27 protein-coding genes are annotated in these 26,364 nt (G+C 68.5%); 16 read left to right on the plus strand and 11 right to left on the minus strand.

All coding sequences use genetic code 11. The features are described from left to right. Positions 1–2 precede the first annotated feature (2 nt). The gene (locus ACFCV3_RS29955; RefSeq protein ID WP_376035470.1) at positions 3–1,010 is read left to right on the plus strand and encodes a sugar phosphate isomerase/epimerase family protein; all 1,008 of its coding nucleotides are present in this window, start codon (positions 3–5) and stop codon (positions 1,008–1,010) included. A 30-nt stretch (positions 1,011–1,040) separates the two neighbouring features. After that, entirely contained in the window at positions 1,041–1,289 is a 249-nt protein-coding gene (locus ACFCV3_RS29960) for a hypothetical protein (protein WP_376035472.1), read from the plus strand. Positions 1,290–1,750: 461 nt separating this feature from the next. On the opposite strand, the gene ACFCV3_RS29965 is transcribed toward ACFCV3_RS29960, so the two are convergent. Beyond that, positions 1,751–2,545 carry an MFS transporter gene (locus ACFCV3_RS29965; protein ID WP_376035473.1) on the minus strand — a complete coding sequence of 265 codons (795 nt, stop codon included), beginning with the start codon at positions 2,543–2,545 and terminating at the stop codon, positions 1,751–1,753. Continuing rightward, on the minus strand, positions 2,538–3,698 hold the full coding sequence (locus ACFCV3_RS29970) for an MFS transporter (protein WP_376035475.1): 1,161 nt from the start codon (positions 3,696–3,698) through the stop codon (positions 2,538–2,540). Before ACFCV3_RS29970 ends, ACFCV3_RS29965 begins: the two co-directional genes overlap by 8 nt. Positions 3,699–3,774: 76 nt before the next feature. On the opposite strand from ACFCV3_RS29970, the gene ACFCV3_RS29975 reads away from it, so the two are divergent. Continuing rightward, on the plus strand, positions 3,775–4,527 hold the full coding sequence (locus ACFCV3_RS29975) for a DeoR/GlpR family DNA-binding transcription regulator (protein WP_376035477.1): 753 nt from the start codon (positions 3,775–3,777) through the stop codon (positions 4,525–4,527). Continuing rightward, positions 4,524–5,687 carry an MFS transporter gene (locus ACFCV3_RS29980; RefSeq protein ID WP_376035479.1) on the plus strand — a complete coding sequence of 388 codons (1,164 nt, stop codon included), beginning with the start codon at positions 4,524–4,526 and terminating at the stop codon, positions 5,685–5,687. Before ACFCV3_RS29975 ends, ACFCV3_RS29980 begins: the two co-directional genes overlap by 4 nt. Here ACFCV3_RS29980 and ACFCV3_RS29985 read toward each other — a convergent pair. Together ACFCV3_RS29985 and ACFCV3_RS29990 are read right to left on the minus strand one after the other, a co-directional pair. Further along, entirely contained in the window at positions 5,671–6,783 is a 1,113-nt protein-coding gene (locus ACFCV3_RS29985) for a trans-sulfuration enzyme family protein (RefSeq protein ID WP_376035481.1), read from the minus strand. The two genes, ACFCV3_RS29980 and ACFCV3_RS29985, sit on opposite strands and share 17 nt — an antisense overlap. Then, entirely contained in the window at positions 6,773–7,396 is a 624-nt protein-coding gene (locus ACFCV3_RS29990; RefSeq protein ID WP_376035483.1) for a TetR/AcrR family transcriptional regulator, read from the minus strand. The genes ACFCV3_RS29985 and ACFCV3_RS29990 overlap by 11 nt, the downstream gene beginning before the upstream one ends. A 110-nt stretch (positions 7,397–7,506) precedes the next feature. Between ACFCV3_RS29990 and ACFCV3_RS29995 the strand changes: the two genes are divergently transcribed. Continuing rightward, on the plus strand, positions 7,507–8,709 hold the full coding sequence (locus ACFCV3_RS29995; RefSeq protein WP_376035485.1) for a cytochrome P450: 1,203 nt from the start codon (positions 7,507–7,509) through the stop codon (positions 8,707–8,709). 19 nt (positions 8,710–8,728) lie between these two features. Further along, positions 8,729–9,847, plus strand: a complete 1,119-nt coding sequence (locus tag ACFCV3_RS30000) for a D-alanine--D-alanine ligase family protein (protein ID WP_376035487.1) — start codon at positions 8,729–8,731, stop codon at positions 9,845–9,847. On the opposite strand, the gene ACFCV3_RS30005 is transcribed toward ACFCV3_RS30000, so the two are convergent. From ACFCV3_RS30005 to ACFCV3_RS30015, 3 genes are read right to left on the minus strand one after another with little or no spacing between them, the layout of a single operon-like run. After that, positions 9,784–10,473, minus strand: a complete 690-nt coding sequence (locus ACFCV3_RS30005; RefSeq protein WP_376035489.1) for a DUF4129 domain-containing protein — start codon at positions 10,471–10,473, stop codon at positions 9,784–9,786. The genes ACFCV3_RS30000 and ACFCV3_RS30005 overlap by 64 nt on opposite strands. 46 nt (positions 10,474–10,519) lie before the next feature. Next, the gene (locus ACFCV3_RS30010; RefSeq protein ID WP_376035490.1) at positions 10,520–10,975 is read right to left on the minus strand and encodes a DUF3515 domain-containing protein; all 456 of its coding nucleotides are present in this window, start codon (positions 10,973–10,975) and stop codon (positions 10,520–10,522) included. 36 nt (positions 10,976–11,011) lie between these two features. After that, positions 11,012–11,245 (minus strand): Lrp/AsnC family transcriptional regulator, encoded by a 234-nt coding sequence (locus tag ACFCV3_RS30015; protein ID WP_041290445.1) that lies wholly within the window; start codon positions 11,243–11,245, stop codon positions 11,012–11,014. Positions 11,246–11,389: 144 nt separating this feature from the next. Here ACFCV3_RS30015 and ACFCV3_RS30020 point away from each other — a divergent pair, with 144 nt between their 5' ends. Genes ACFCV3_RS30020 through ACFCV3_RS30030 form a run of 3 tightly spaced genes read left to right on the plus strand, consistent with a single transcriptional unit; the run spans position 11,390 to position 13,855 of the window. Continuing rightward, positions 11,390–12,352, plus strand: a complete 963-nt coding sequence (locus tag ACFCV3_RS30020; protein ID WP_376035492.1) for a thiamine-phosphate kinase — start codon at positions 11,390–11,392, stop codon at positions 12,350–12,352. 1 nt (position 12,353) lies between these two features. Then, on the plus strand, positions 12,354–13,163 hold the full coding sequence (gene thiD, locus ACFCV3_RS30025; RefSeq protein ID WP_376035493.1) for a bifunctional hydroxymethylpyrimidine kinase/phosphomethylpyrimidine kinase: 810 nt from the start codon (positions 12,354–12,356) through the stop codon (positions 13,161–13,163). Continuing rightward, positions 13,160–13,855 (plus strand): DinB family protein, encoded by a 696-nt coding sequence (locus ACFCV3_RS30030; protein ID WP_376035495.1) that lies wholly within the window; start codon positions 13,160–13,162, stop codon positions 13,853–13,855. Before thiD ends, ACFCV3_RS30030 begins: the two co-directional genes overlap by 4 nt. A 172-nt stretch (positions 13,856–14,027) precedes the next feature. Here ACFCV3_RS30030 and ACFCV3_RS30035 read toward each other — a convergent pair whose 3' ends face one another. Then, positions 14,028–15,185: an ROK family protein gene (locus tag ACFCV3_RS30035; RefSeq protein ID WP_376035497.1), complete on the minus strand. Its 1,158-nt coding sequence runs from the start codon at positions 15,183–15,185 to the stop codon at positions 14,028–14,030. Between the two features lie 48 nt (positions 15,186–15,233). Between ACFCV3_RS30035 and ACFCV3_RS30040 the strand changes: the two genes are divergently transcribed. Together ACFCV3_RS30040 and ACFCV3_RS30045 are read left to right on the plus strand one after the other, a co-directional pair. Next, positions 15,234–15,848, plus strand: coding sequence for an HAD-IA family hydrolase (locus ACFCV3_RS30040; protein WP_376035499.1), 615 nt, complete (start codon positions 15,234–15,236; stop codon positions 15,846–15,848). Next, entirely contained in the window at positions 15,845–16,984 is a 1,140-nt protein-coding gene (locus ACFCV3_RS30045) for a sugar MFS transporter (protein ID WP_376035501.1), read from the plus strand. Before ACFCV3_RS30040 ends, ACFCV3_RS30045 begins: the two co-directional genes overlap by 4 nt. Before the next feature lie 306 nt (positions 16,985–17,290). Here ACFCV3_RS30045 and ACFCV3_RS30050 read toward each other — a convergent pair whose 3' ends face one another. Both ACFCV3_RS30050 and ACFCV3_RS30055 read right to left on the minus strand, forming a co-directional pair. Beyond that, the gene (locus ACFCV3_RS30050; protein ID WP_376035503.1) at positions 17,291–18,862 is read right to left on the minus strand and encodes a GxGYxYP domain-containing protein; all 1,572 of its coding nucleotides are present in this window, start codon (positions 18,860–18,862) and stop codon (positions 17,291–17,293) included. A gap of 85 nt (positions 18,863–18,947) precedes the next feature. After that, positions 18,948–19,565, minus strand: a complete 618-nt coding sequence (locus ACFCV3_RS30055; protein ID WP_376035505.1) for an HAD-IA family hydrolase — start codon at positions 19,563–19,565, stop codon at positions 18,948–18,950. 121 nt (positions 19,566–19,686) lie between these two features. Here ACFCV3_RS30055 and ACFCV3_RS30060 point away from each other — a divergent pair, with 121 nt between their 5' ends. The 5 genes from ACFCV3_RS30060 to rpmB all read left to right on the plus strand — a co-directional run bounded on the left by ACFCV3_RS30060 (position 19,687) and on the right by rpmB (position 25,129). Continuing rightward, positions 19,687–20,964 (plus strand): ABC transporter substrate-binding protein, encoded by a 1,278-nt coding sequence (locus ACFCV3_RS30060; RefSeq protein ID WP_376035507.1) that lies wholly within the window; start codon positions 19,687–19,689, stop codon positions 20,962–20,964. Position 20,965: 1 nt separating this feature from the next. Then, on the plus strand, positions 20,966–21,994 hold the full coding sequence (locus ACFCV3_RS30065) for a carbohydrate ABC transporter permease (RefSeq protein WP_376035509.1): 1,029 nt from the start codon (positions 20,966–20,968) through the stop codon (positions 21,992–21,994). Beyond that, positions 21,981–22,811 (plus strand): carbohydrate ABC transporter permease, encoded by an 831-nt coding sequence (locus tag ACFCV3_RS30070; RefSeq protein ID WP_376035511.1) that lies wholly within the window; start codon positions 21,981–21,983, stop codon positions 22,809–22,811. Before ACFCV3_RS30065 ends, ACFCV3_RS30070 begins: the two co-directional genes overlap by 14 nt. Positions 22,812–22,840: 29 nt before the next feature. Then, positions 22,841–24,832 carry an aldo/keto reductase gene (locus tag ACFCV3_RS30075; RefSeq protein WP_376035513.1) on the plus strand — a complete coding sequence of 664 codons (1,992 nt, stop codon included), beginning with the start codon at positions 22,841–22,843 and terminating at the stop codon, positions 24,830–24,832. A gap of 75 nt (positions 24,833–24,907) precedes the next feature. After that, complete coding sequence (gene rpmB, locus ACFCV3_RS30080) at positions 24,908–25,129, plus strand: 50S ribosomal protein L28 (RefSeq protein WP_376035515.1); 222 nt, start codon at positions 24,908–24,910, stop codon at positions 25,127–25,129. A gap of 175 nt (positions 25,130–25,304) precedes the next feature. Here rpmB and ACFCV3_RS30085 read toward each other — a convergent pair whose 3' ends face one another. Next, complete coding sequence (locus ACFCV3_RS30085) at positions 25,305–26,291, minus strand: SAM-dependent methyltransferase (protein ID WP_376035517.1); 987 nt, start codon at positions 26,289–26,291, stop codon at positions 25,305–25,307. Positions 26,292–26,364: the final 73 nt, after the last annotated feature.

Below are 26,364 nucleotides of genomic sequence, written 5' to 3' on the forward strand. Positions count from 1 at the left end.
AGATGCCACGCCCGATCACGCTGTTCACCGGCCAGTGGGCCGACCTGCCGTTCGAGGAGGTCTGCCAGTTCGCTTCCGAGGCCGGGTACGACGGGGTGGAGATCGCCTGCTCCGGCGACCACTTCGACGTACAGCAGGCCATCGACGACGACTCGTACGTCCAGACCCGCAAGGACATCCTGGCCAAGTACAACCTGAGCGTCTACGCGATCTCCAACCACCTGGTCGGCCAGGCGGTCTGCGACAACCCGATCGACTTCCGGCACCAGGCGATCGTGCCGTCCCGGATCTGGGGCGACGGTGACGGCGAGGGGGTCCGGCAGCGCGCGGCCGAGGACCTGAAGAACACCGCCCGGGCCGCCGCCAAGCTCGGCGTCGACACGGTGATCGGCTTCACCGGCTCCTCGATCTGGCAGTACGTCGCGATGTTCCCGCCGGTGCCCGCATCGGTGATCGACGCCGGGTACCAGGACTTCGCCGACCGGTGGAACCCGATCCTCGACGTGTTCGACGCCGAAGGGGTCCGGTTCGCGCACGAGGTGCACCCGTCGGAGATCGCGTACGACTACTGGACCACCACGCTGGCACTCGAGGCGATCGACCACCGCCCGGCCTTCGGCCTGAACTGGGACCCGTCGCACATGGTCTGGCAGGACATCGACCCGGTCGCGTTCCTCTGGGACTTCAAGGACCGCATCTACCACGTCGACTGCAAGGACACCCGGATGCGCGTCGGCGGCGGCCGCAACGGCCGCCTCGGCTCCCACCTGCCCTGGGGCGACCCGCGCCGCGGCTGGGACTTCTACTCCACCGGCCACGGTGACGTCCAGTGGGAGGACTGCTTCCGCGTCCTGAACTCGATCGGCTACACCGGCCCGATCTCGGTCGAGTGGGAAGACGCCGGCATGGAGCGCAAGGTCGGCGCCGCCGAAGCCGTCAACGTCATCCGCGCCCTGGCCTTCGACAAGCCCGCCGCCGCCTTCGACGCCGCCTTCGCCACCGACAAGTAGGACATCTGCCCGGAGAGGCATACTCGATCCATGACGGACTTCGAGACTCTCCGGGCCCTGGCCGACGAAGGCAACGAGAAGGCAGCCGACAAGCTCGCCGACCTGGCCGACGAGCGCTCCGACCTCGACACCCTCAACGACCTCCTCGACGAGGGCAACGACCGAGCCGGCGAACACCTCACCCGCCGAGCCGCCGCCACCAAGGACCTCCGCGAACTCCAACGCATCAGCGACGCCGGCTACGAAGAAGCCACCGAAGTCCTCAACAGCCTGCTCTGATCCCCCGAACGACAGGACGTATAGGCCTGCGCGGGCCACGGTTGGCTGCTGCTCACGCTCAGAGCGCCTGTGCCTGCTCGTATACGTCCTGTCCTTAGGGGGATCGGGGGCGGCCGGCGGCTAGGCCTAGGAGGATTTGTACGGCGGCCAGGGCGGCGAAGGTGGTGAGGGCGGGGGCCCAGGTGCCGGTTTGTTCGGTGAGGGTGCCGGCCAGGACGGGGCCGGTGGCGGCCAGGAGGTAGCCGACGGATTGGGCATGCCGGAGAGTTGGGCGGTTTCGTGGTGGGTGCGGCCGCGGAGGCTGATGAGGGTGAGGGCGGCTACGAGGGCTGCGCCTTGGCCCAGGCCGGCGATGATCGCCCAGAGGACGGCCAGGCCGGGGGCTAGGAGGAGGCCTAGGAGGGCTACCAGGATCGGGATGCTGGCGGTGACCGCGCCGGCTCGTTGGCTTACCGGGTTCTTCAGCAGGCGGGGATGGCGAGGCCGCCGATGAGGCCGAAGCCCTGGAAGAGGAAGACGTGGACGCCGGCCGTGCGCTCCGAGATGCCGGTCGAGATCTCGATGGTGGGGAGCCAGTTCACGAGGAGGTAGAAGCTCGTCGACTGCAGGCCCATGAAGCCGGTCACCAGCCAGGCCATCGGCTGCCGCCAGACGCTGACCGGGGGCACTTCCCGCGACTCGACGGGTGCCGGCCCAACAGCGCCCACGGATCGGGGCAGCCAGACCAGAGCGGCCAGGAGTGCGAGGCCACCCCAGACGGCGAGCGACAGACGCCAGTCGGCGGCGTCGGCGATCGGTACGGCGACGATCGAGGCGAGCGCGGCCCCGCCGGTGATGAACGCGGTGTAGATGCCGGTGGCCCGGGAGACGTGCGACGCGTAGTCCCGTTTGAGGATGACCGGGACCAGGACGTTGCCGACCGCAATCGATGCACCGATGACGACCGTGCCGATCCACAGCCCGGCCTCGCCGGTGTACGACCGGGCGACGCTGCTGACCGCCAGCACCAGCAACGAGATCAGGACGGTCCGCTCCATCCCGAACCGTCGCGACCCCAGATGTACCAGCGGCGAAGCGGCCGCGAACGCCAGCAGGGGCAACGCGGCCAGCAACCCCTGTGCCGATTCGCCAAGCCCCTCGTCGGCACCGATCCGCGGCAGCACCGGGCCGACCGCCGTGAGTGCGGGCCGCAGACATAGCGCAACCAGGAAGACGGTCGCGGTGATGACTACGGCCCAGCGGCGGCGATCAGACATCGACGCGCGCCCGGGTCCTCAGCACCGGGGCGAAGACGGCCAGGGCGACAGTCAAGGCGGTGACGACGATGAACGAGACGGTCAGGTTGCTGGCCTGGGCGATCCCGCCGATGATCGACGGCGCGACCAGGCCCGACGCGTAGGTGATCGTGGCAACACCCGCGATGGCATGCGAAGCGTTCGACCCACTCCGCGCCGCAGCGACAAAAGCCAGCGGTACGACGACCGCGACGCCGATGCCGAGCAGTCCGAACCCGGCCATCGCGGCCACCGCGTTCGGCGCGAGGACCACCAGCACGCCACCGATCACCGCGATCACGCCGCTCCAGCGAACCGTGCGGACCGCGCCGAACCGATTGACGACCGCATCGCCGGTGAGCCGGGCAATAGCCATCGTCAGCGCGAAACCAGTCGTCGCACCGGCAGCCACACCAGGCGAACTGTCCAGGATGTCGCGCAGATAGACCGCCGACCAGTCCAGGCTCGCACCCTCGGCGAACACCGCGCAGAATCCGACCGCGCCGATCAGCAGCGCCGACCGTGGCGGCAGCGCGAACCGCGCCGGCGGCTCGGCGTCCTCCTCCGGATGGATGTTCAGCACGAACTGGCAGACCACCAGCCCGAGCACGGTCAGCACGATCGCCGCGATGACGTGGTGAACCTGCGCGCTCAACTCGGCGTGGGCCGCGACCGTGCCGAGTGCCGATCCGATCAACGCGCCCAAACTCCACATGCCGTGCAGGCCGGACATGATCGACTTCTGCAGCCGATGCTCCACCTCGACACCGAGGGCGTTCATCGCGACATCCGCCATCCCCGACGTCCCGCCGTACACGAGGAGCGCCGCGCACAGCGTGAGCAGGCCCGGTGCGAACGACGGCAGGATCAGCGAGAGCGTCCACAGCGCGAGCAGGCCGCGCAGGGCGGTCCGGGTGCCGAAGCGGTGGCTGATCCGGGCGGCCAGCGGCATCATCAGCGCGGCCCCGATGGCCGGGAAGGCGAGGGCCAGCCCGAGCTCGCCGGCCGAGAGACCGGAGTGGTCCTGGATCCACGGCACCCGGGTCGCGAACGACCCGGTCACGGAGCCGTGCACACAGAAGACGGCAGCCACGGCGTACCGCGACCGTTTGATCAGTTGGGTGGAATCAGCCACAAGTAAACAATCCATCTGTTCGAACGATCATGTGGATGGTAGATTTCTGCGCGTGAGAAGTGCAGAACGGCATCAAATGATCGTAGATCGACTCCGTGGCGGACACCGAATCTCCGTCCAGGAACTGGTCGAGGCCACTGCGTCCTCGGATATGACGATCCGCCGCGATCTCGACTTCCTGGCCGCCCAAGGCGTGCTGAAGCGGGTCCACGGCGGTGCGGTTCCGGCGATGCCGTCGGGCGTCGAGCCGCCGTACTCGCTGCGTGCCCAGGCCGCGGTCGCCGCCAAGCAGGCGATCGCGCGGGCCGCGGTGGCGCACCTGAAGGACGGCGACACGATCGTCCTCGACAGCGGTACGACGGCGCTCGAGGTGGCGCGATTGCTCCAGCACCGCGCGGTCACGGTGATGCCGTTGTCGCTGCACGTCGCCCTGGAGCTGGCCGAGGCGCCACGCGTGCGGCTGCTGATGCCCGGGGGAGAGGCGCGGAAGGGCGAGCTGTCCCTGGTCGGCCCGCTGACCGTCGCTTCGCTGCGGGCGCTGCGCTTCGACGTCGCCGTACTGAGTCCGTGTGCGTTCAGCCTGGATGCCGGTCTGACCGCCTTTGATCTCGGCGATGCCGAGGTAAAGCAAGAAGCTATGAGCGTCGCAGGCCGGTCGATCGTGCTCGCCGACGGCGCCAAGTGGGACCGCGCTGCGCTCGCCTATGTCTGCCCGGCCGAACGGCCCGACCTGATCATCACCGACCCGTCCGCCCCCGAGGACCAGCGCACGTTGCTCACGCAACGCGGCACGCTGGTCGAGGTGGCGAACCCGGAGGAAACCTCTTGACCGCCACAGTTTCAGAGCTCGCCCCGCCGCGAGCCGCCCGCGTTGCGACCTGGTTGTACTTCGGCCTGAACGGGTTCGCGGTCGGGATGTGGGTCGTCCACATCCCCAGCATCGAACACGCGACCGGGATCTCGCACAGCACCCTCGGCCTTCTGCTGCTCGCGCTCGGTGGCGCGGCCTTCGCCGGCATGCAGCTGGCCGGTCCACTCGTCGACCGGCTCGGCCAGCGCAAGCTCGTGCCCGCGGCCGGTGTGCTGCTCGGGATCGCGCTGTTCGCGCCGGGTCTCGCGCAGAACTGGTGGAGTCTCGGGCTCGCCCTGATCTTCCTCGGCTTCGGCAACGGCTCGATCGACGTCGGCATGAACGCGCAGGCCGTGGTGGTCGAGCGCGGCTATCCACGCCCGATCATGGCGTCGTTCCACGCGGTCTGGTCGATCGGCGGTGCGATCGCTGCGCTGATCGGCGCGGCCACGCTGCGGGCCGGCGTACCGACTCAGACCACACTGAGCGTGGCCGGTGTCGTATGCATCGTCGTCGCACTCGGCGCCGGGCGCTTCTTGCTGGAGGCAACCGAACCGGCCGAGGAAGATCACACCGAGGAGCGCGCCAAGCCGCCGGCCAAGCTGGTCTGGGCGCTCGGCGGACTGGCGTTCGGCCTGATGCTCGCCGAGGGGGTGGCGAACGACTGGGCGGCACTGCAGTTCCGCGATGTCCTCGGCACCTCAGTCAGTACAGCGGCCTACGCGTACGGCGCGTTCGCCGTGGCCATGACCATTGGCCGGTTCCTCACCGACCGGGTGGCAGCCGTGGTCGGCCCGGCCGCGATCGTGCGCTGGGGTGCTGCCATCGCGGCGGTCGGGATGGCGATCGTCATTGTCAGTCCCTGGGTAGCGCTCGGGCTGTTCGGGTGGGCGCTGTTCGGGATCGGTCTGGCCGGCGGCGTACCGCAGCTGTTCACAGCCGCCGGCAACCTCGACCCGCGCGCAGCCGGTGCGTTGATGGCGCGCGTGGTCGGACTCGGGTACGTCGGTCTGCTCGCCGGCCCGGCGTTGATCGGTGGACTGGCGCACTTCATGCCGCTGAACCTGGCGTTCATCCTGCCGCTGGTGCTCTGCGTGCTGACGTTCTTCGGTGGTCCGGTGCTCAACTCGCGGAAGTGAAGGCCTGCTCCAGGTCGGCCCACAGATCGTCCGGGTGCTCGATCCCGACCGACAGCCGGATCAGGTCGTCGGGGATGGTCGGCACCTCGATCGCCCACCGGCGTCGCCGCTCCAGCAGCGACTCGACGCCGCCCAGACTCGTTGCGTGCAGCCACAACTTGGTGCTCTCGCAGATCCGCTGCGCGAACTCGGCGTCGCCACCGACCTCGAACGACAGGATCGCGCCGAACCCGGACATCTGCGCCGCCGCCCGCGCGTGACCGGCGTCGTCGGGCAGCCCGGGGTAGCGGACCCGGCTGACGCGCGGATGAGCGAGTAGTCGTTGAGCCAGGAAGGCCGCGGTGGACTGCGACCGCTCCAAGCGCAAGGCCAGCGTCCGCAATCCACGCAACGCTAGCCAAGTCTCCATCGGTCCCGGAATCGCGCCGAGACTGCGGCGGCGGAGTTCGAGCGCCGACCACAGCTCGTCGTCAGCGGTGACCACCGCGCCCAGTACGACGTCCGAGTGGCCGGCGATGAATTTGGTTGCCGAGTGCATCACGATGTCCGCGCCCAGCGCGAGTGGTTGCTGGAGTAGCGGTGTCGCGAACGTGTTGTCGACGACCACGGTCGCCCCGGTCGCCCGCCCGGCGGCTGAGATCGCGGGCAGATCCGCAACCTCCATCGCCGGGTTGGTGGGCGACTCGACCCACAACATGTCGGCACCAACCACAGCTCGCGAAACAGCCTCGGTGTCAGCGATATCGACCCGATCCACCTGCAACCGGCCGGTCGCCGCCTGCTGGTCGAGGAGCGCGAGCACACCGGAGTACGCGTGGATCGGCGCGACCACCCGCCCGCCGACCGGCACGAGATCGCAGACCGCCGCAGCGGCCGCCATCCCGGAAGCGAACGTCAGTCCGCGACCACCTTCGAGCGCGCCGAGCGTTTCCTCGAACGCCGTCCACGCGTCATTGCCGAACCGCCCGTACCCGCGGTCGCCACCGGCGACGTACGTCGAACTGAACACCGGCGAATCGCCGACCGGTGCATTCGGCACCCGCTCGGGGCGGCCGGCATGGACAACGACAGTGGACGGATCGAGATCAGGGGCCATGCACAACATTGTCGCGCGACGCCGGCAACGGAATGCCGCCACCGCGGAGCAGGCTCATCGCGCGCCTGGCCAGCTCCTTGACCTCGATACCGTCCGGGTTCTCCACCCACATCCGGACCACGGTCTCGATGATGTTCATCGCGCTGCCGGCCGACAGTGCCGCGGTGAACTCGACCAGCTGCGGGTCCGGGCCGGACAGGCGCCGTACGAGCTCTTCGGTCAGCTCGCCGCGGAAGCGCCAGATCAGCTCCTGCAGGTGCGCGCTCACCGACGGGGTCTGGTCGGCCATCTCGTAGACCGCGCGGACCCGGTCCGGGTTGCGCTCCAGCTCGTCCAGGACGTGCTCGATGACGGCCTGCAGACCGTCCGGCAGGTCGACCGGGGGCTGCTCGCGGAACCAGGCGACCGCGCCCATCAGGCAGTCCTCGACGAACTCGAGGACCAGCGTCTCCTTGGTCGGGAAGTACCGGTAGAGCGTGCTCGGGCCGACCTCGGCGGCGGCCGCGATCTGCTCGACCGTGGTCCGGCCGAAGCCGTGGTGGCAGAACAGCTCGAACGCCTTGTCGGCGATCAGCCGCCGGGTCCGTTCCCGTTTCAGCTCCCGCAGTCCCATCTCGACCTCCGCGGGCAGAGTACCCGGTCCCGACCCTCCGGTAGCCGATGCCGATTGGCAACTACAGTCATATGGTAGTCACTATCAAAATCGACGACCAGAGGTGGCGCATGACCGAGACCAGGCCCGTTTTCCCCACCGAGCGCCCTTCGGGCTGTCCGTTCGACCCGGCCAGTGGGTACGCCGCGCTGCGTGACCGTGAGGCGCCGTCGAAGGTGTCGACCCCGGCCGGTGTCGACGCCTGGGTTTTCACCCGGTACGACGACGTGCGGACGGTACTGCGGGACCCCCGGCTCAGCTCCCGCTCCGCGCCGTCCGAGCACGTCGTGGTGGACGCCGACCTCGAGCGCGAGGTCGAGTCGGGGCAGATCCTGCATGTCGACGGGCCTGCGCACCGGCGATTGCGGCGGCTGCTGGCGACGGAGTTCGCGGTCAAGCGGATGGAGGCGTACCGGCCGCGGATCGCGGCACTTGTTGACGAGCACATCGACGCGATGCTCGCTCGGGGCGGGCCGCTGGACCTGGTCGAGGTATTCGCGCTGCCGATCCCGTCGCTGGTGATCTGCGAGCTGCTCGGGGTTCCCTACGCGGACCGGGCGGAGTTCCAGGAGCGCAGCGCGCTGCTGGTGGCGATCGACACCGATCCTGAGGAGTCCATGCAGGCCATGGAGGCGATCAGCCAGTACATGGCCGGTCTGGTGATGGCCAAGCAGGCCAAGCGGGACGACGACCTCCTGTCCCGCGTGATCACCCGCGGCGAGGAGCTGGGCGAGGACGTCACGATCGAGGAGCTGGTGTCGATCGGCTTCACGCTGCTGATCGCGGGGCACGAGACGACCGCGAACATGATCGCGCTCAGCACTCTCGCGCTGCTCCGCGAACCCGGCCAGCTCGCGGCCCTCCGCGACCAGCCCGAGCTCGCCGTCACCGCGGTCGAGGAGCTCCTCCGCTACCTGTCCGTGGTCCAGTTCGGCCTGTTCCGGCAGGTGACCGACGACATCCCGGCGGGGCCCGCCACTTTGGAGGCGGGGGACTACCTCGTGGCGGCGCTGTCGGCGGCCAATCGGGACGCGGCCGTCTTCGACAACCCGGACGAGCTGGACGTGACCCGCGAGGGCGCGGCACACGTGGCTTTCGGCTTCGGCCCGCACCAGTGCCTCGGTCAGCAACTGGCTCGCGTCGAGCTGCAGGAGGTCTTCAGCCGGCTCTACACGCGGATCCCGACCCTGCGGCTGGCCGTCCCGTTCGAGGAGATCCAGTTCAAGGACAACACCCTCGTGTACGGCGTACAGGCGTTGCCGGTCACCTGGTAGGGACCGCTACAGTCGCCCGGTGAGCTCTGAACGCAAGATCCGGGTTGCTGTGGTCTTCGGCGGCCGCTCGAGCGAGCACGCCATCTCGTGCGTCACGGCGGCCAACGTCCTGCAGGCGATCGACCGGGACAAGTACGAGGTGATCCCGATCGGCATCAGTACCGGCGGTCACTGGGTGCTGGAGAGCGGTGACCCCGAACGCCTGTCGATCACCGACGGCAAGCTGCCGGAGGTCGACGTCACCGCGATGCCGGTGCTCTTCGGCTCGAACCGCGAACTGGTCGTGAACGACCCCGGCTCGGTGCCGAACACGCTCGGCGAGGTCGACGTGGTCTTCCCGCTGCTGCACGGACCCTGGGGTGAGGACGGCACCATCCAGGGACTGCTCGAGATGACCGACATCCGGTACGTCGGCTCCGGCGTACTGGCCAGCGCGGTCGGCATGGACAAGCACTTCATGAAGGTCGTCTTCCAGGGTGCCGGTCTCGCGATCACGCCGTACGTCGTCGTCCGCGACCGCGAGTGGTCGGCAGATCCGGCGTCGTGCCGGGCCAAGGTCGACGCGCTCGGCTACCCGGTGTTCGTGAAGCCGGCCCGCGGCGGATCGAGTCTCGGCATCAGCAAGGTGGACGGCCCGGACGGGCTGGACGCGGCGATCGCCGGGGCGCAGGTACACGATCCGAAGGTGCTGGTCGAGGCCGCGGCCAAGAACCCGCGCGAGATCGAGGTCGCCGTACTGCAGGGCCTGAACGGCGGCCGGCCCGAGGCGAGTGTCTGCGGCGAGATCACGGTCTCCGGTGGCGGCCACGAGTTCTACGACTTCGAGACGAAGTACCTGCCCGAGGGCGACGACTTCGCCGCACTGTGGATCCCGGCGGATCTTCCGGACGAGCTCGCAGCCGAGATCCGCGCGCAGTCGGTGACCGCCTTCGAGGCGATCGAGGGCGAGGGGCTGGCCCGGGTCGACTTCTTCCTGGAACCCGACGGCCGGCTCGTCATCAACGAGATCAACACCATGCCCGGCTTCACCCCGAAGAGCATGTTCCCCCTCCTGTGGAACGCCTCCGGCCTCGACTACCCCGCCCTCGTCGACCGCCTGCTGACGCTCGCGATGACGCGGCCGACCGGACTGCGCTGAAGGTCCTTCTCCAATCGTTGGAGTACGGCGCGCGCTGCTGCGCGTGCCGCCTCGGTCCCGACGTGCCGGGAGTAGCGCGCTTCGCGATAGAGCGCTGCCAGCGCGTCCAGGTCCTCGCGTGACACCTGCGCCGAACTGAACACGCGGGCGGTGAACTCGGTGGCGGTCTCGGCCGGTCGCCGGGTCAGATCGGCTGCAGCGGCTGCTCGCTCAAGGGCAACCCAGGAGGCAATCACGGCATCGTCGGGCGTGCCGGTCTCGACCTGTGTCAGGCCGGTGGCGACTGCCTCGGCCAGGCGTTCGGTGCGGACCCGCTCGCCCTCGGCGGCGGCTGACTTGTCGCGCTGCATCCGGACGCCGGCGTACAGCGCCCACGCCAGCGCCAGACCGACGAGGACGGCCAGCATGACCAGGCCGACGGTCAGCATCGCGTCGAACCAGCCGGGCAGCGGTTCGCCGCTGATGCGTGGACCGTCGGTGCTGTCACCAGGCCGATGGGTGACCGGCGGGCGCGGGGGACGGTCGCTCAACGGGTGGACTGTGCCGCTGGATGCGGCGAGGACGACGATGACGGCGAGCCCGAGACCTGTGGTCAGGACGATGGCGCCCTGCCGTGTCCCCCGCACATCCTCAGGCTAGAGACGACTCAGCCTGGGTGGGGGAGTTCTGCCCTTAGGTGCAGGGGGTGATGACCTTGTTGTACTGCTTGATCACGTCGGAGACGTCGGTGAGAGCGTTCGCCTCCGGGTGGTACTTGGAGGGGACAGCGATCTCCAGGTAGAGGGTGCGGCCGATGGTGGTGAAGATGACGCCGTTGGTGACCTCTTTGGCGAACCAGCCGACGCCGTTCACCTCGAAACACTGCGACTGCGCCTCGGCCATCCCGGCCGGCGCCGCGACTCCACAGGTCACTTCGATCGGCGGATCGCCGTACGCGGTGGTGAGCGGGCTGGGCGGCTCGGCCTTGCGGCGCTCGGCGTCCAGCACCTTGGCCGGGAACGCCTTGATCAGCGGCTCACAGGCGGCCGCGACCTCCGGTGCCGGCGACGGCACGGGGACCGGAGTGGGGCCCGGGCTGCACCCGGCCAGCAGGAGCAGGCCGAGTGCAGCGAACAGAACTTTGGGCATGACTGAAGTAGGCGGTGCTGCAGTCGTTACGGCGGCTCAGATGTGGACGACGGGGCAGGTCAGCGTCCGGGTGATGCCTGGCACGTTCTGGACCCGGGCAACCACCAGCTTGCCCAGTTCGTCGACGTTGCGGGCTTCCGCGCGGACGATCACGTCGTACGGACCGGTGACGTCCTCGGCCAGGGTGACGCCCTGGACCTCGGCGATCTGCGCCGCGACATCGGCAGCCTTGCCGACCTCGGTCTGGATCAGGATGTAGGCCTGGACCACCACGTCGTTCTCCACTCAGTCGTCCTCAGCTGGGCACCGGCCTGCCGTACTGCTCCGTGTACTGACAACGGGCCGGGCGTACTCTTCGTTGCCCGGTCACGGTACCGCCTAGACTCCGGTTGGCGATATGGGAGGTCTGCTGACGTGACAGAGACGTTGGGGAGCACAGGTGAATTCGGTCTCATCGAGGCCGTCACCAAGGGGCTGTCCACCAGTGAGGACGTCCTGGTCGGTCCAGGTGACGACGCCGCCGTCGTCGCCGCGCCCGACGGCCGGATGGTGATCACCACCGACCTGCTGGTCGAGGGCCGCCACTTCCGCCAGGACTGGTCCTCGGCGTACGACGTGGGCCGCAAGGCCGCCGCGCAGAACCTGGCCGACATCGCGGCGATGGGAGCCCGGCCGACGTCAATCGTGATCGGATTCGGCGCACCGGCCGAGCTGCCGGTCGCCTGGGTGCAGGAGCTGTACCAGGGGCTCGTGGACGAGTGTGAGCTGGTCGGTGCGGCCATCGTGGGTGGCGACACCGTGCAGTCGGAGAAGATCGTCGTATCGGTGACCGCCTTCGGGACACTCGACGGACGTGCACCGGTACTGCGCTCTGGCGCGCGGCCAGGTGATGAGGTGGCCGTCGTCGGCCGGCTGGGCTGGGCAGAGGCCGGGTACACCGTGCTGACACGTGGCTTCCGGTCACCGCGGACTGTCGTCGAAGCACACCGGCGCCCACAACCGCCGTACGACGAAGGTCCCCGGGCAGCACGCGCCGGTGCGTCGTCGATGTGTGATGTGAGCGACGGACTGCTCTCCGACCTCGGCCACATCGCTGTGGCCAGTCAGGTCGTCATCGACATCCACCCGAACGCCCTGGCCGTGCCAGAGCCGCTGCAAGCTGTCGCGGCCGCTACTGGTCTGGATGCGCTGCATTTCGTGCTGACCGGGGGTGACGATCATGCCCTGGTCGGTACCTTCGAGCCGGCCGACGTACCGGAGGGCTGGACGGTCATCGGCTCGGTTGCCGAAGGCAATGAGGACCGCCCGGCCGGGACCGTCACCGTCGACGGAGCGCCGTACGCGGCGAACTCCGGCCACGCCCACTTCAGGAGCTGAGATGAACCGACCACCACGCGTGCTCACCATCGCCGGCTCGGACTCCGGAGGAGGCGCCGGGATCCAGGCCGACCTGAAGTCGATGCTGGCCAACGGCGTGCACGGGATGAGCGTGCTGACCGCGATCACCGCGCAGAACAGTCTGGGTGTGCAGGGGGCGTGGGAGCTGCCCGAGGAGCAGGTGCGAGCGCAGTTCCGCAGTGTCGTCGACGACATCGGTGTGGACGCGGTGAAGACCGGCATGCTGGCCTCCGCCTCGATGGTGCGCGTCGTAGCGTCGCTGCTGCGCACACTGCCGCCGTCAGTGCCGGTAGTGGTCGATCCGGTCTCGGTGTCGAAGCATGGTGACGCGCTACTCGCTGCGGACGCCATGGACGCCGTACGGGCCGAGGTGGTGCCGTTGGCGACTGTGCTGACGCCGAACCTGACTGAGCTGGGCCCTGTCGCCGGTGTGACGCTGGAGACGGTTGAGGACCGCGATCTGGCCGCCAAGACCTTGCTGGAGGCCGGTGCGTCTTGGGTGCTCGTCAAAGGCGGGCATGATGTGGGGACTGCGTCGGTTGACGTGTTGCACGGTGCTGGGGTCCGACGGGCCTACAGTGCGGTCCGGGCCGACAACCGGCACACCCATGGCACCGGATGTACGTTGGCCAGCGCCATCGCGTCGTACCTGGCACGCGGGTACGACGTCGAGAGTGCGGTCGGTGAAGCGAAGGAGTACGTGACCGGGGCGATCCAGGCCGGGTTCGCACTCGGTGGTGGTATCGGTCCGGTCGATCACGCGTGGAGATTTCGAGGGAGTGGCAGTTGACGAAGCAGCCCCCGGTCGACGGGTACTGCGAGCAGTGCGGGTTCAACTACGACACCGGTGACCTGCAGGGCACAGTGACCCTGCTGGTCCGCCAGGCGGCCGACTGCAGCATGGCGCTCACCAAAGCCGCCGCAGGCCCGGACACCAACGTCGTACGGCTACGGCCGGAGCCCGAGGTCTGGTCGGCGATCGAATACGCCTGCCACGTGCGCGACGTACTGGAGGTACAGCGCTTCCGCGTCGCCCAGTGCCTGGCCGAGGACCGCCCGGTCTACGCGCCGATGGACCGCACCGGCCGCGTGAAGCAGGAGAAGTACGAGACCCAGGACCCGATGGAGGTAGCCGCCGCCCTGGTCCGCAACGCCAAGGACTTCGGCGCCGCCGCCCGAGTCCTCACCCCACCCCAACTGGGCAAACTAGGCCTCTACAACTACCCGGTCCGAATGCCCCGCACCCTCGGCTGGGTCATCCGCCACACCGCCCACGAAATCCAGCACCACCGCCACGACATCATCACCATCCTCGCCAAACTGGAACCCCCCATCATCCCCAAACCCAAACCGGTCGAGGTGGACGAGGTGGCACAAGGCGAAGCCGCCGACGGCACGCACCACGAGGGCGCCGAATCCCCGGCCGACGACACCCAACCCGAAGCCACCGACGGCACCGACTCCCCCCGCCCCGCCGACTGAACCCACCCTGCGAGTGTGTGGGGACTCGGGCGTCGAGTGTGCGGACTGTGCTGCCGGTAAGCGGTTTCCAGCAGCACGGTCCTTCCACCCGGCACGGTGGGTTCAGTGGGCGGGAGTTGCGGTGGCGCGAGTGGGTTCACTCGGCGCCTCGCCTGCGGGGGTGATGTGGGGGCTAGTGGTTGGTTGCCCAGGTGGCGATCGAGGGCTCGGTGGTCAGGTGGTCGAGGGCTAGGGCGGCGGCGCCTCGGAGGGGGCCGTCGGACTGGTGTGCGGCTGCGACTACTGGTGGGGGAGCGGCTCGGTGGAAGGCCATCAGGCCCTCCAGGAACGTGGTGTTGAAGGCTTCTTCGGCGGCGGCTCGGAGGGGGACTGCTAGTCCGCCGAGAGTGATGACGTCCGGGTTGTGGGCGTTGGTGAGTCCGGCGAGACCGGCGGCGATTGCGGTGACCACCTGCTCGACCGCGCGGACCGCCGTACGGTCTGTGCGGCGCAGGATGGCCTGGGTGTAGGCGTGCGGGTCGTCGGGCTCGGGGTCCTGCAGGTGGTGGGCCAGGGCGCGGCCGTCGATCTCCAGGTTCCAGCAGCCGCGGGCGCCACACAGGCACTGCCGGCTGCGGTCACCGAACGGGGTGTGCCCGAACTCGCCGGCCGCACCAGACGCACCTTGAACCGGTACGCCGTCGATCAGCAGCGTCCCACCGATCCCCGCCTCGATGATGAGGTGCAGCGCCGTCCCCGCCCCCGCAGCAGCTCCGGAGCGCGCCTCCGCGACCCCGCTCAGCGTCGCGTCGTTGCCGGCCAGCAGCGGAACCCCAGTGCCCGCGGTGACCGTCTCAAGGTCCAGCTCGAACCACTCCGGCGCCGAAGCCTGCAGCAGGTGGTTGTCCCGAAGCGTCCCGGGTACTGCCAACCCGACAGCCCGCAGTCGATCGCCGTACTGCTCCTGCGCCTCCAGTACGGCGCGCCGCAGGCGACCGAGCACGACCTCTGCCCTCCGCGTCCGGTGCCGGCGGTCGTCCTGGCTCAGGAATGAGCCGTCGAGCGCCACCACCGCACTGCGCCAGTTGCTCTGCCGCAGATCGAGCACCAGCGCCACCGGACCAGACGGGTGCGCCCGCAGTAGCGTGGTCGGCCGGCCGCGCCCCCGGCTCGGTGCGGGTACCTCGGCGAGCAGCTGCACCTCACGGAGCTTCGCGGTGACCTCAGTGGCCGAGCTGCTGCTCAGCCCCAGCTCGTGCGCGACTGCCGCCCGGGTGAGCCCTGGCTCCCGGCTCACCCGGGTCAGGATCTCCGCGGCGGTCTGCCATTGTCCCCGGCGGCCACTGGTCATAACATTGTCCCATCTTATCCTCGGAGTACGAGTTTAATTGGAGGGGTCGTGGAGATCCGGGACATCCGCGCTGTGTTGTTCGACATGGACGGCACACTGGTCGATTCCGATGCGGTCGTCGACCGGAGCTGGAGCACCTGGGCGACCGAGTACGGCCTCTCGCCGGCTGAGGTACTGGCGGTCGCGCACGGCAACCCGGCGGCCGCGACCGTCGCTCAGTTCCTGCCCGACGTGTCCGACTCCGAGCGTGCGGTCGCGGGTGCACGCGTCCTCGAGCTCGAGTGCGACGACGTGTCCGATGTCGTCCCGACTCCGGGTGCGCACGAGCTGATCGCGACCCTGGAGCGCCTCGGTCTGCCCTGGGCGGTCTACACGAGCGCTCCGAACCGGCTGGCCAAGGTCCGCCTTGAGGCGGCCGGCATCTCGCCCTCGATCCTCGTCACCATCGACGACGTCGCCCACGGCAAGCCCGATCCCGAGGGCTACCTTCGCGTGGCCGAGCTCGTGGGCGTGGAGATCGAGCACTGCCTGGTCGTCGAGGACACCCTGGTCGGGCTGGCCGCCGGACGTGCGTCCGGCGCGACCACCGCCGGGCTGAAGGGTGTACCGGCCGACATCCGGCTGCCTGACCTGCACCACCTCGTCCAGCTGTTCACCGAATGACCGCCCGCTCCGAGCAGCTCCAGATCGGGGTCGGCCTCTCCTCGATGGGCTTCTTGCTCGCCGGCCTCGGCGCGTGCGTGGCCATCCTCGCCCGCGACCTCGACGAGCCCACCGGTCGGCTGGCGCTGCTCTCATCGGCCTTCGCAGTCGGTCTGGTGATCATCGCCGCGGTGGGCCCAGCGCTACTGCGCTCCTGGTCGATCGACGTCGTACTGCGCGTCGGCTCACTCGTCTGCGCAGCCGGTGGCGCGTTGCTCGCACTGGCTCCCGTGTACGTCGTTGTGGTCGTCGGCGGGCTCTGTGTCGGGCTAGGTGGTGCGCTGCTGGTGCTGGTCGCGCCCCTGATGCTCCATGGCCCCACCGCGGCCGCGCGTCTGAGCCGCGTCAACGCAGTCGCCAGTGCAGCCGGCATCCTCGCGCCACTGACCATCGGCCTCGTCGACGCGCTCGGAATCAGCGGCCGGGTCGCCATGTTGGTCGCCGTACCGCCCCTGCTCGTCCTGGCCACCGTCAAAGGCCCGGACGTCGTACCGCCCGTCTTCTCCGAAGCCCCCACCGGCCACGCGGTCGGCTGGACAGTCGGCCTCGGCTGGCTGCGCGTCGTACTGGCCGTCGGCGTTGAGTTCTGCTTCGTCGTCTGGGCCGTGGCCCGCCTGGTCGACTCCGGCCTGACGCTCGCCGTCGCAGCCCTGCTCGGCAGCAGCTTCCCGATCGGCATGGCCGTGGGACGGGCGATCGGCCCGGTCCACTGGCGGTCGCTGCCCCCGGTCGTCATCGGCGGCAGTCTCGCCATCGTCGGCACCCTGCTCGTCAGCCTGCTGAACGCACCCGCCCTGATCGCCGTCGGCCTGATCCTCGCCGGCATCGGCGTAGCCCCGCTCTACCCGGTCACCCTCGCCGCCCTGGTAGCGATGCCGGGCCTCAGCCCCACCCGCCTGGCCGCCCTGGGCGCGCTGGCCTCCGGCACCGCCATCCTCATCACCCCAGCCGCCCTGGCCGCCCTGGCCCGCCTGGTCAACCTCCGCCTCGCCTACCTCATCACCATCCCCCTCCTGCTGACCCTGTTCCTCCTCAGTCGAAGCACAGCCACCTCCCGCCGCGCAGACCTTCGCCCCAGACTGAAACGGTTGGTCTAGGGCGGCGAGCCCAGCCTGAAGTTCGACCGGGGCTTCGGCCCCTCCGGTTACGGCGCCTCCGTCTGGAACAACGCCGCCTCCGCCAAGGGGGCGGCCCCTACGCCGGACCTGCACCACCGTCCAACCCGTTCCTTTGTCGTCCGGGCAGGGCACTGAGCGTCAACAAGGCCGCCGCGCACCGTTGGACCGTGCTGGCGGTCCGCAGCGGACCGCCAGCCCATCACAACTGATCCCCTCGGCCGATCGCCCGCGTGGGCACGCGGGTGCCGGTCGATTGTGATGGCCTGGGCGTCCGCCGGGCTGGAGTCAGGGCCTGGCGTGCCGGCCCACCATCTTCACCAGGGTGTCCGGCGGGACCACCTTCACGTGTGGGGCGAGGCCGTCGACCACGGTCATCACGTCGTCCACCGACTTGCTCCAGGCGTGCCAGAGGACGACCGAGTAGCCGGCCGCGGAGTGCGGGTCGCGGGGAGCATTGTTGAGCTCGGCAACTACTGACGCTTCGTCGGCGCCGTCGAGACCCTCCCACAGCATCGTGCGCGCCGAGATCACCGGCTTGCCGTCGGCCCAGACGACCTTGCCCTTGTGGCTGTCGTAGCGGGAGTACTCGAGGTAGATGAGGCCGTCGATCTCGCGTCGCTTCAGGTAGGACGACCACAGTTCGGTGTTCTCGAACGAGTCGAAGTCGATGATCTGTACGACGGAGAGATCGGCGCGGCCCATCGCGTCGGCAAGCGAGGAGGTGTGCTTCTCGAGGGCCGGTGCCGGATAGCGGCTCGGATACATGTAGCCGCCGCCCGACGGGCCGACGACCCAGCGGTCCTTGACGGACTGGTCGTAGTACCAGCGCATCACCGACGGAGCCAGATCGATCAGGGACGGCGAGATGCCCCACCCGAGGTCCACCTTGCCGCGGTGCGGGCTGCCGAACCAGCGGCGGTCGGTGGGGAAGTCGCCGAGCATCCACTGGATGTTGTCGCCGTCGGTGATCAGGAACGTCACGTAGTGGGCATCCGGGTCCGGTTCGAGGGCCCTCCCCCCACCCCCTCCGCGCTGGTTCAGGCGGTTGCTGCGGATGCCCGACAGGACCGACAGGTTGCGGGCGTGGTCGGCCGGGAGCGCTTTGGCGCCGGCGTCGGAGTTGGGGCCGATGAACTTGTCCTCGCCGTCGGACGCGTCGCCCCAGCCGATGACGGTGGCGTCATCGGTCAGTTTGCCGACCACTTCGGCCCGGAAGGCCGAGTTGCCGTCGAAGAAGGCGAGCGTCCCCGCCATCGTGACGTAGTCCCGCAGCCGCTCGGGAATGTCTCCTCTCTGCTCGATCGCGACGTCGTGCCGCAGCCGGTGCCAGTAGTTGTCGACGACCCAGCGGTCGTCCTTGCCGCGGACGTCCAGCACCTTGCGCAGTCCGTTCCGGATCGCGAGTGCCTCCAGGCTCTCCTCGATCGCCACCGCACCGGTCACGCCGGCAAGTGTGGTCGCGACGTTGACCGATGCGGTGCCCGCTCGAAAGAGAACATATCCGCGAACACCGGACCTCCGGACAGTTGTCCACAGGTCACTTTCGCGGGTCCGGACGCCGTACCGGGTGACGAGATCGTCGAGCCAGAACTGGTACCCGAGCGACGGCAGGTTCAGGTACAGCGTCTCGGGGCCACGTCGTGCCAGCAGGCCTTGCAGTGTGGTCGCCAGCGTCCGTTCGGGAAGGCTCAGCGAGTTCTCGTCGAAGACGGTCAGGAGTTGCGGCCGCTGACCTTTCGGGTACGCCGACGCCCCGGCGGCCGAGGCTGGAACGGTGGACCCGAGCCCCAGCCCCAGCCCCACACCTGCCCCCAGCCCGAGGGCAGCGCGACGACTGAGACGGCCAAGATCGGACATGTGATGCCTCCAGGAGCGGCTGGTGACTGTCCTACGTTGTCAATTGGCCGTGACGATGCCACACGCGCTTGGAGCCGACAAGCCCTCAGGTCGAAATCGGCAGGCCGTAACTCCCCAGCAGCTCAGTTAGCACGTCGGTGCCGGTGGCGAGGTCGTAGACCTCGGCGTGGAGGCCGGCGGAGCGGGCGCCTTCGACGTTGGCGGGGATGTCGTCGATGAAGAGGACCGAGGAGGCGGGGGCGCCGGTGGCGGCGAGGATGGCGCGGAAGTAGGCGGGGTCCGGTTTGGCCAGGCCCAGGTCGCACGAGTAGAAGGACTGGTCGAACAGGGCGGCGTACCCGCGTTCGTCGTTCATGATGGCTCGGCGGTAGGCGTGCTGGTTGGTGGCCAGGTGGCACTTGATGCCTGCCTGGCGGAGGTCCTGGATCAGGGCGATGACGACCGGGTCTGCCGCGAACCAGCTCCACGGCTCGATGGCCTCGTCGAGCGTGGCCGTCACGTTCCACCGGCGCAGTGCGGCGGCCAGCGCGTCCGGGAACTCCTCTTTACCCGCGATCGCCGGCCGCTCGGAGACCATCAGGTCCTCGACGAACGCCTCGCCGTCGCCGTCGACCATGCCGTGCAGCCGGGCGGCCCAGTCGTGCGTGCCACGCTGGATGACGCCATCGGCGTCGAAGAGGACGGTGGTGATCGAGGGCGTCATGGAAACCATCCTGTCAGCCCTACCCCTTGACCGGTTAAGCCGGTATGCGCTTACCTAATGGCTACGTAAACATAGTTGGACACCTTCCGGCGAAATCCAACAGAGATGCCAGGTGAGGCGTATGCCGCTGAGCAGAAGGACGTTCCTCGCAGCTGGTGCCGCCGCCGCTGCCGCTGGGCTGACCGGGTGTGGTTCCCGCAGCTCGCTGGGGGCTGCGAACGAGCTGAGTATGTGGACCTGGGTCGGGTCCGTCAACGACGACCTGATCGGGCAGGCCGAGAAGGGCATTCCCGGGTACGACGGCCTGAAGCTGTCGATGACCCGGATCGGCAGCAACTACAAGACCAAGGTGCTGACCGCCCTGGCCGGTAAGTCGCTGGTTCCCGACATCGTGGCGGTCAACGACGACGTCGCGACGTACTTCCCGAACGCCGACCAGTTCCACGACCTGTACGAGCTCGGTGCCAAGGAACGCGAGAGCGACTTCCTGCCCTGGAAGTGGAAACTCGGCGTCACCCCGCAGAACAAGATGATGGCCTATCCGATGGACACCGGCCCGACTGCGTTGTTCTACCGCACCGACATCTTCGAGAAGGCCGGGATCGACATCGATCCGGCCGCGGTTGCCGCGCAGGCGCCGGACTGGGACACCTACATCGCGCTGGGCAAGAAGCTCAAGCAGGCCGTCCCCGGATCCTCGATCACCGACAACGTGAACAGCATCTTCGCCTACCGGATGGCCCAGCAGCCGAAGCGGTACATGACCGTGGACGGTCAGTACATCGGCGATCAGGACCACGTCCGGGAGGCGTTCGATCTCGCCGTACGAGTGGTCAAGGAAGGGTTGTCGGCCAACGCGCAGAGCGGGTCGACCGATGCGGATGCCGTGGTCACGAACGGCAAGCTGGTCGCGTTCAACGCTGCGGTCTGGTGGGCGCAGCTCGGACCGAAGAACGCGGCCCCGAAGACGAAGGGGCTGTGGCGGGTGACAGCGGCCCCGGGCGGACCCGGCAACCGCGGTGGTTCCTTCCTCGCGATCACGAAGTACTGCAAGAACCCGCAGGCTGCCTTCGCCTTCATCAGCTGGCTGGAGTCGGCGCAGAACCAGGCCCAGGCCTTCCTCGACCCGGTGCTGTTCCCGTCCACGCCGGCCTCCTACACCGACCCCCGGCTGAGCGCGCCGGACGAGTTCTTCGGTGGGCAGCGGATCGTCGACGTGTTCGCCGAGTCCGCGAAGAAGTACCCCGGCGCCTACTTCTCGCCGTACGACTCGATCATCGGCTCGCCGCTCAGTGCCCAGCTGGTCAACGTCGAGACCGCCGGCAAGTCGCCGGACCTGGCCTGGAGTGATGCGCAGCACCAGATCGAGCGGGAACTGACCCGGGCGGGGGCGATCTGAGATGGCTGTCACCAAGGCCCTCCCGGCACCCGTGCAAGCACGTGAGGAGACCGCCGAGAAGCCGCCGAACCGCTTCAAGCAGGCGTTCCCGCAGTACGCCGCGATCTCGCCGTTCTTCATCCTGTTCGCGATCTTCGGTGCGTTCCCGATCCTGTTCTCGATCTGGATCTCGTTCCATTCCTGGGACGGCATCGGGCCGATGAAGTTCGTCGGGCTCGAGCAGTACAGCTACCTGCTCGGCGATCCGACGTTCTGGAAAGCCATCGGCAACACGATGATCATCTGGGTGCTGTCGACCGTCCCGATGCTGCTGCTGGCGCTGGTGATCGCGAACGCGCTGCACAACGCGACCCGGTTCCGCACCTTCTACCGGATCGCCTACTTCATCCCGAACGTCACCTCGGTGGTCGCCGTCACGCTGGTCTTCGGGTCGATCTTCAGCAACAACTTCGGCCTGCTGAACGCGTTCCTGCAGTCGATCGGGCTCGGCAAGGTCGAGTGGCTGACGCAGCCGTGGGGGATCAAGATCGCGATCGCCACCATCGTCACCTGGCGCTGGGTCGGCTACAACGCGATCATCTTCCTGGCCGGACTGCAGGCGATCTCGGCCGATGTCTACGAGGCCGCCAAGGTCGACGGCGCCAGCCCGCGGCAGACGTTCTGGCGGATCACTGTGCCGATGCTGCGGCCGGTGATCCTGTTCACCGCGGTCACCTCGACGATCGGCGGGCTGCAGATCTTCACCGAGTCCCGGGTGCTGTTCGGGGACACCGACAACATCGGCGGCCCGGGTGACGCCGGCATGACGATCGTCTCGTACCTCTACCAGAGCGCGTTCATCAAGAACCAGTTCGGGTACGGCGCCGCGATCGGCTGGGCCTTGTTCATCCTGATCGTGCTGTTCAGCATCATCAACTGGCGGCTGATCGGCGGGAACGACTCCGAACGCCTGACCAGTCGCGCCAAACGCCGCGCGGACCGGAAGATCGCCGTACAGAAGGCAAAGGAGGCGGCAGATGACGCCCGCTGAGCGCCTGCGCACCACCGTCGGGCACGTCGTGCTGATGCTCGGCGTCGCGGTCTCGCTGTTCCCGTTCTACTGGATGGTCGTGATGGCCTCCAACACCACGCCCGACATCTTCGCCTACCCACCGAAGCTGTTGATCGGTTCGCACCTGTTCGAGAACATGGGCAAGGTGCTCGACAACGTCGACTTCTTCGGCTCGATGCTGCTGACGCTGATCGCCTCGGTCTCCGTCACCGTGCTGGTGCTGTTCTTCGACTCGCTGGCCGCGTTCGCGTTCGCGAAGTACGAGTTCCCCGGCCGCAGGTTCCTCTTCGGGCTGCTGCTGGCGACGTTCATGATCCCGGCCCAGCTGTCGCTGGTGCCGCAGTTCGTGACACTGGCGGAGTTCGGCTGGATCGGCTCGCTGAAGGCGCTCATCATCCCCGGCGCCGCGAACGCGTTCGGCATCTTCTGGATGCGCCAGTACGCCGCCGGCGCGATCCCGGACGAACTGATCTCGGCCGCCAAGGTCGACGGGGCCGGCTTCTTCCGGCAGTACCTCACCGTCGGCCTGCCGGTGCTGCGGCCGGGCCTGGCCTTCCTCGGCATCTTCACCTTCATCAACGTCTGGAACGACTACCTGTGGCCACTGATCGTGATGACGGATCCGAACCGGCTCACGCTGCAGGTCGCCCTCGACCAGCTGAACGGTATCTACGGCACCGACTACTCGATGGTGATGGCGGGTGCGCTGATGAGTGTGATCCCGTTGATCGGGGTATTTCTGATCGGAGCCCGTTCGTTCATCGCCGACCTCGCCGCCGGTGCGATGAAGTTCTGACCTCACACAAAACTGACTAGGGATCTCCTTTGACTGACAGCAAACTCCGCTGGGGCATCCTCGGGACCGGCAACATCGCGTCCCGGTTCGCCGACCAGGTGCCGACCTCGCCGACCAATGAGGTGGTCGCGGTCGGCAGCCGGTCGCAGGCCTCGGCCGACGAGTTCGGCAAGCGCTTCAACATCCCGAACCGGCACGGCTCGTACGACGCCTTGCTCGCCGACGAGACCGTGGACGCGATCTATGTCGCCACCCCGCACCCGATGCACCCCGAATGGGCGATCAAGGCGGCCGACGCCGGCAAGCACGTGCTGTGCGAGAAGCCGCTGGCGATCAACAAGGCCTGGGCCGAGGCGATCATCGAGGCCGCCGTTCGCAACGACGTCTTCCTGATGGAGGCGTACATGTACCGCTGCCTCCCGCAGACCAAGCTGGTCGCGCAGCTGGTCCGGGACGGCGAGCTCGGCAAGGTGCACCACATCGAGGCCACCTTCGCCTTCAACGCCTCCTTCAACCCGACCAGCCGGATCTACGCCGACGAGCTCGCGGGCGGCGGCATCCTGGACGTCGGCGGTTACCCGGTCTCGTACGCGCGCCTGATCGCGGGTGCCGACAGCGGACTCCCGTACGCCGAACCCGCAGCCGTGAACGCGGTCGGGACAGTCGGCGAGACCGGCGCCGACGAATGGACAGCCGCGACCCTGTTCTTCGACGGCGGCGTCACCGCGCACGTCACCACCGGCGTCCGCCTCGGCGACCAGAACCAGGTCCGGATCGTCGGTAGCAAGGGCTACCTGATCGTCGAGGACCCGTGGTTCGGCGGCGACGGCAAGCCGACCCACGTCACCCTGCACAAGGTCGGCGAGGAGATCCGCGACATCTCCGCCGAGCCGGCGCTCATCTACGCGGCCGAGGCCGAGGCGGTCGCCGCCGCGATCTCGCAGCGGCAGGCGCCGGAGATGAACTGGGCCGACACCCTCGGCAACCTGACGGTCCAGGACGCCTGGCGGAAGGCGATCGGTCAGCAGTACGCGAGTGAGCGTGACGACGCGGCGGTCCCGACGGCGAGCGGTCGGCCGCTGGCCAAGCGGGCCGATGCGCCGATGAAGTACGGGACCGTCGCCGGTGTGGACAAGCAGGTGTCGCGGCTCGTCATGGGCGTCGACAACCAGCACAGCATCAGCCACGCCGCCACGGTCTTCGACGACTTCGTCGAGCGCGGAGGGACGACGTTCGACACCGCCTACATCTACGGCGGCGGGTACGGCGAGAAGCTGCTCGGGCAGTGGATCAAGACCCGTGGCAACCGCGACGAGGTCGTTGTGATCGGCAAGGGTGCGCACACCCCGCACTGCGATCCGGCGTCGATCACCCGGCAGCTCGAAGAGAGCCTCGAACGGCTGCAGACCGACCACGTCGACCTGTACCTGATGCACCGCGACAACGAGGACATCCCGGTCGGCGAGTTCGTCGACGTACTGGACGAGCAGTTCCGGGCGGGGCGGTTCAAGGCGTTCGGCGGTTCGAACTGGTCGCTGGAGCGGTTCGACGAGGCCAACGCTTATGCGGCGGCCAACGGGAAGCAGCCGTTCACGCTGCTCAGCAACCACCTGAGCCTGGCCCGGGCGTACGACGTACCGTGGGCTGGGTGCCGGCATGTGTCGGACGATGAGTCGCAGGCATGGTTGCGGGACCGGCAGGTCGCGCTGTTCCCGTGGTCGAGCCAGGCCCGCGGATTCTTCACCGGACGGGCCAAGCCGGAGGACCGCTCGGACGAGGAACTGGTCCGCTGTTTCTACTCCGACGAGAACTTCCGTAGACTGGACCGGGCCCGGGAGCTCGCGGCCGCCAAGGGAGTCGAGCCGACCGCGATCGCACTGGCCTGGTTGCTGCATCAGCCGTACCCGGTGTTCCCGTTGATCGGGCCTCGGCACATCAGTGAGACGCGGACCTCGACACCAGGTCTGACGGTGTCGCTGAGCGACGAAGAAGTGGCGTACCTCACTGCGTGGCGAGCGTAGGTTGACCGAATTGGTCGAGCCCTGACACCCATGTAACATGGTCTGTCGGTGTCAAGACCCTGAACACGGAGAATCATGTCTAAGATTTGCGATGTCTGCGGCAAGCAGCCGATGTTTGGCAAGAGCGTTGCCCGTCTGGGTAAGGGCGCGATGATCCGGCGGGTCAAGGCGCGTACGCCCCGTCGCTTCAACCCCAACATTCAGCCGGTCCGGGCGATCATCAAGGGCACCCCGACCCGCCTGAAGGTGTGCACCTCCTGCATCAAGGCCGGCAAGGTCCAGCGCGTCGTCGGCTGACCTGAAGACTCGGAGCTGGCGAGGAATGCTCGCGCTGTAGCGCTTCGGCGTGGCTCCTCGTCGTGTTGTGCGGCGGCGCTTCGCTTGCCGCAGGCGGGGGCTTCGCCACCCGCACCCCCTTCCGTGTAGGGCTGATCCAGGCGCCTCGGGTTCGACCCGGGGCGCCTTGTCATGTTCAGCGGCGCTTGGCGACGACCGTGATCTCGTTGCGGTTGTGATGGAGCTGGCGCGCGTGCAGTACGTCGTACTCCGCCCGCAGCACGTCGAGTCCGCGCCGGGCGCCGTCCAGCGGGTTCTTCCCGCCACCCTTCAGGGTCACCACCGCCAGCCCACCGCGGCGTAGGTGCGCGGCCGCGTCGATCATCATCCGGGCGCTCAGGATCTGGTCCATCCGCATGTCGTTCACCACGACATCGAAGCGGATCCGGTTCTCCGCGAAGAACCGGCCGGCCGTCGTCTCCGCGTGATGGATCCCGCGGTCCCGCAGCAGCCGCACGTCCAGGTAGCCCGGGTCGACCGACCACACCTCCTGCCCGTGCTCCCGCAGGATCCGCGTCCACCCACCCGGTGACGCACCCAGGTCGACCGCCTTCCCGCCGGGCGGCAACTCCAGCCCGAAGGTCGCGATCGCCTCCTCCAGCTTGAACTCCGACCGCGACACCCGCTCCTCGCCCCTCGCGAGCCGCATTCGGCCACCCGGCCAGTCCGACAAGCTGTCCGCGAGCCGGTTCACGCCGAGCAGGATCGTCCGCGGACTCTCGAAACACGAGACGACCCACTTCTGGCCCGAACGCGTGACACCCACCCCGCGCTCGGTCAGCGCCTCCTCGATCCGGTGGAAGTACGACCCGCCGGTCCCCGCCCGATCCGTCCACGCCTGCACGGCGAGCGCCTTCGGATACTCCGGCAGCTCACCCAGAATCAGCTCCGCGAGCTCGTAACCAGGCGGCAGCTCGTCGAAACTCCCGATCTCGTTCGTCAGATGCCGGACGAACATGATCCGCCCGGAGTCACAAGCCTCCGCGAGCTCCTGCACCGCGGGCCCGCTCACCCGCCCGATATCAGCCCCGACCCGCTGGATCGGCACCTTCCCGAACTCCCCACGGATCTCCCGCACAGCCCAGTCATAACTGTCGGCCGCAACCGAGAACAACACGCTCACCGCCCGACCGTACCGAAGGACAGGACGTATCCCCCCATCAACCGCCTTCCGGCGCCTCCGTCACGCTCAGCGC

The sequence above is a fragment of the Kribbella sp. NPDC056345 genome, assembly GCF_042262745.1.
Classification (GTDB): domain Bacteria; phylum Actinomycetota; class Actinomycetes; order Propionibacteriales; family Kribbellaceae; genus Kribbella.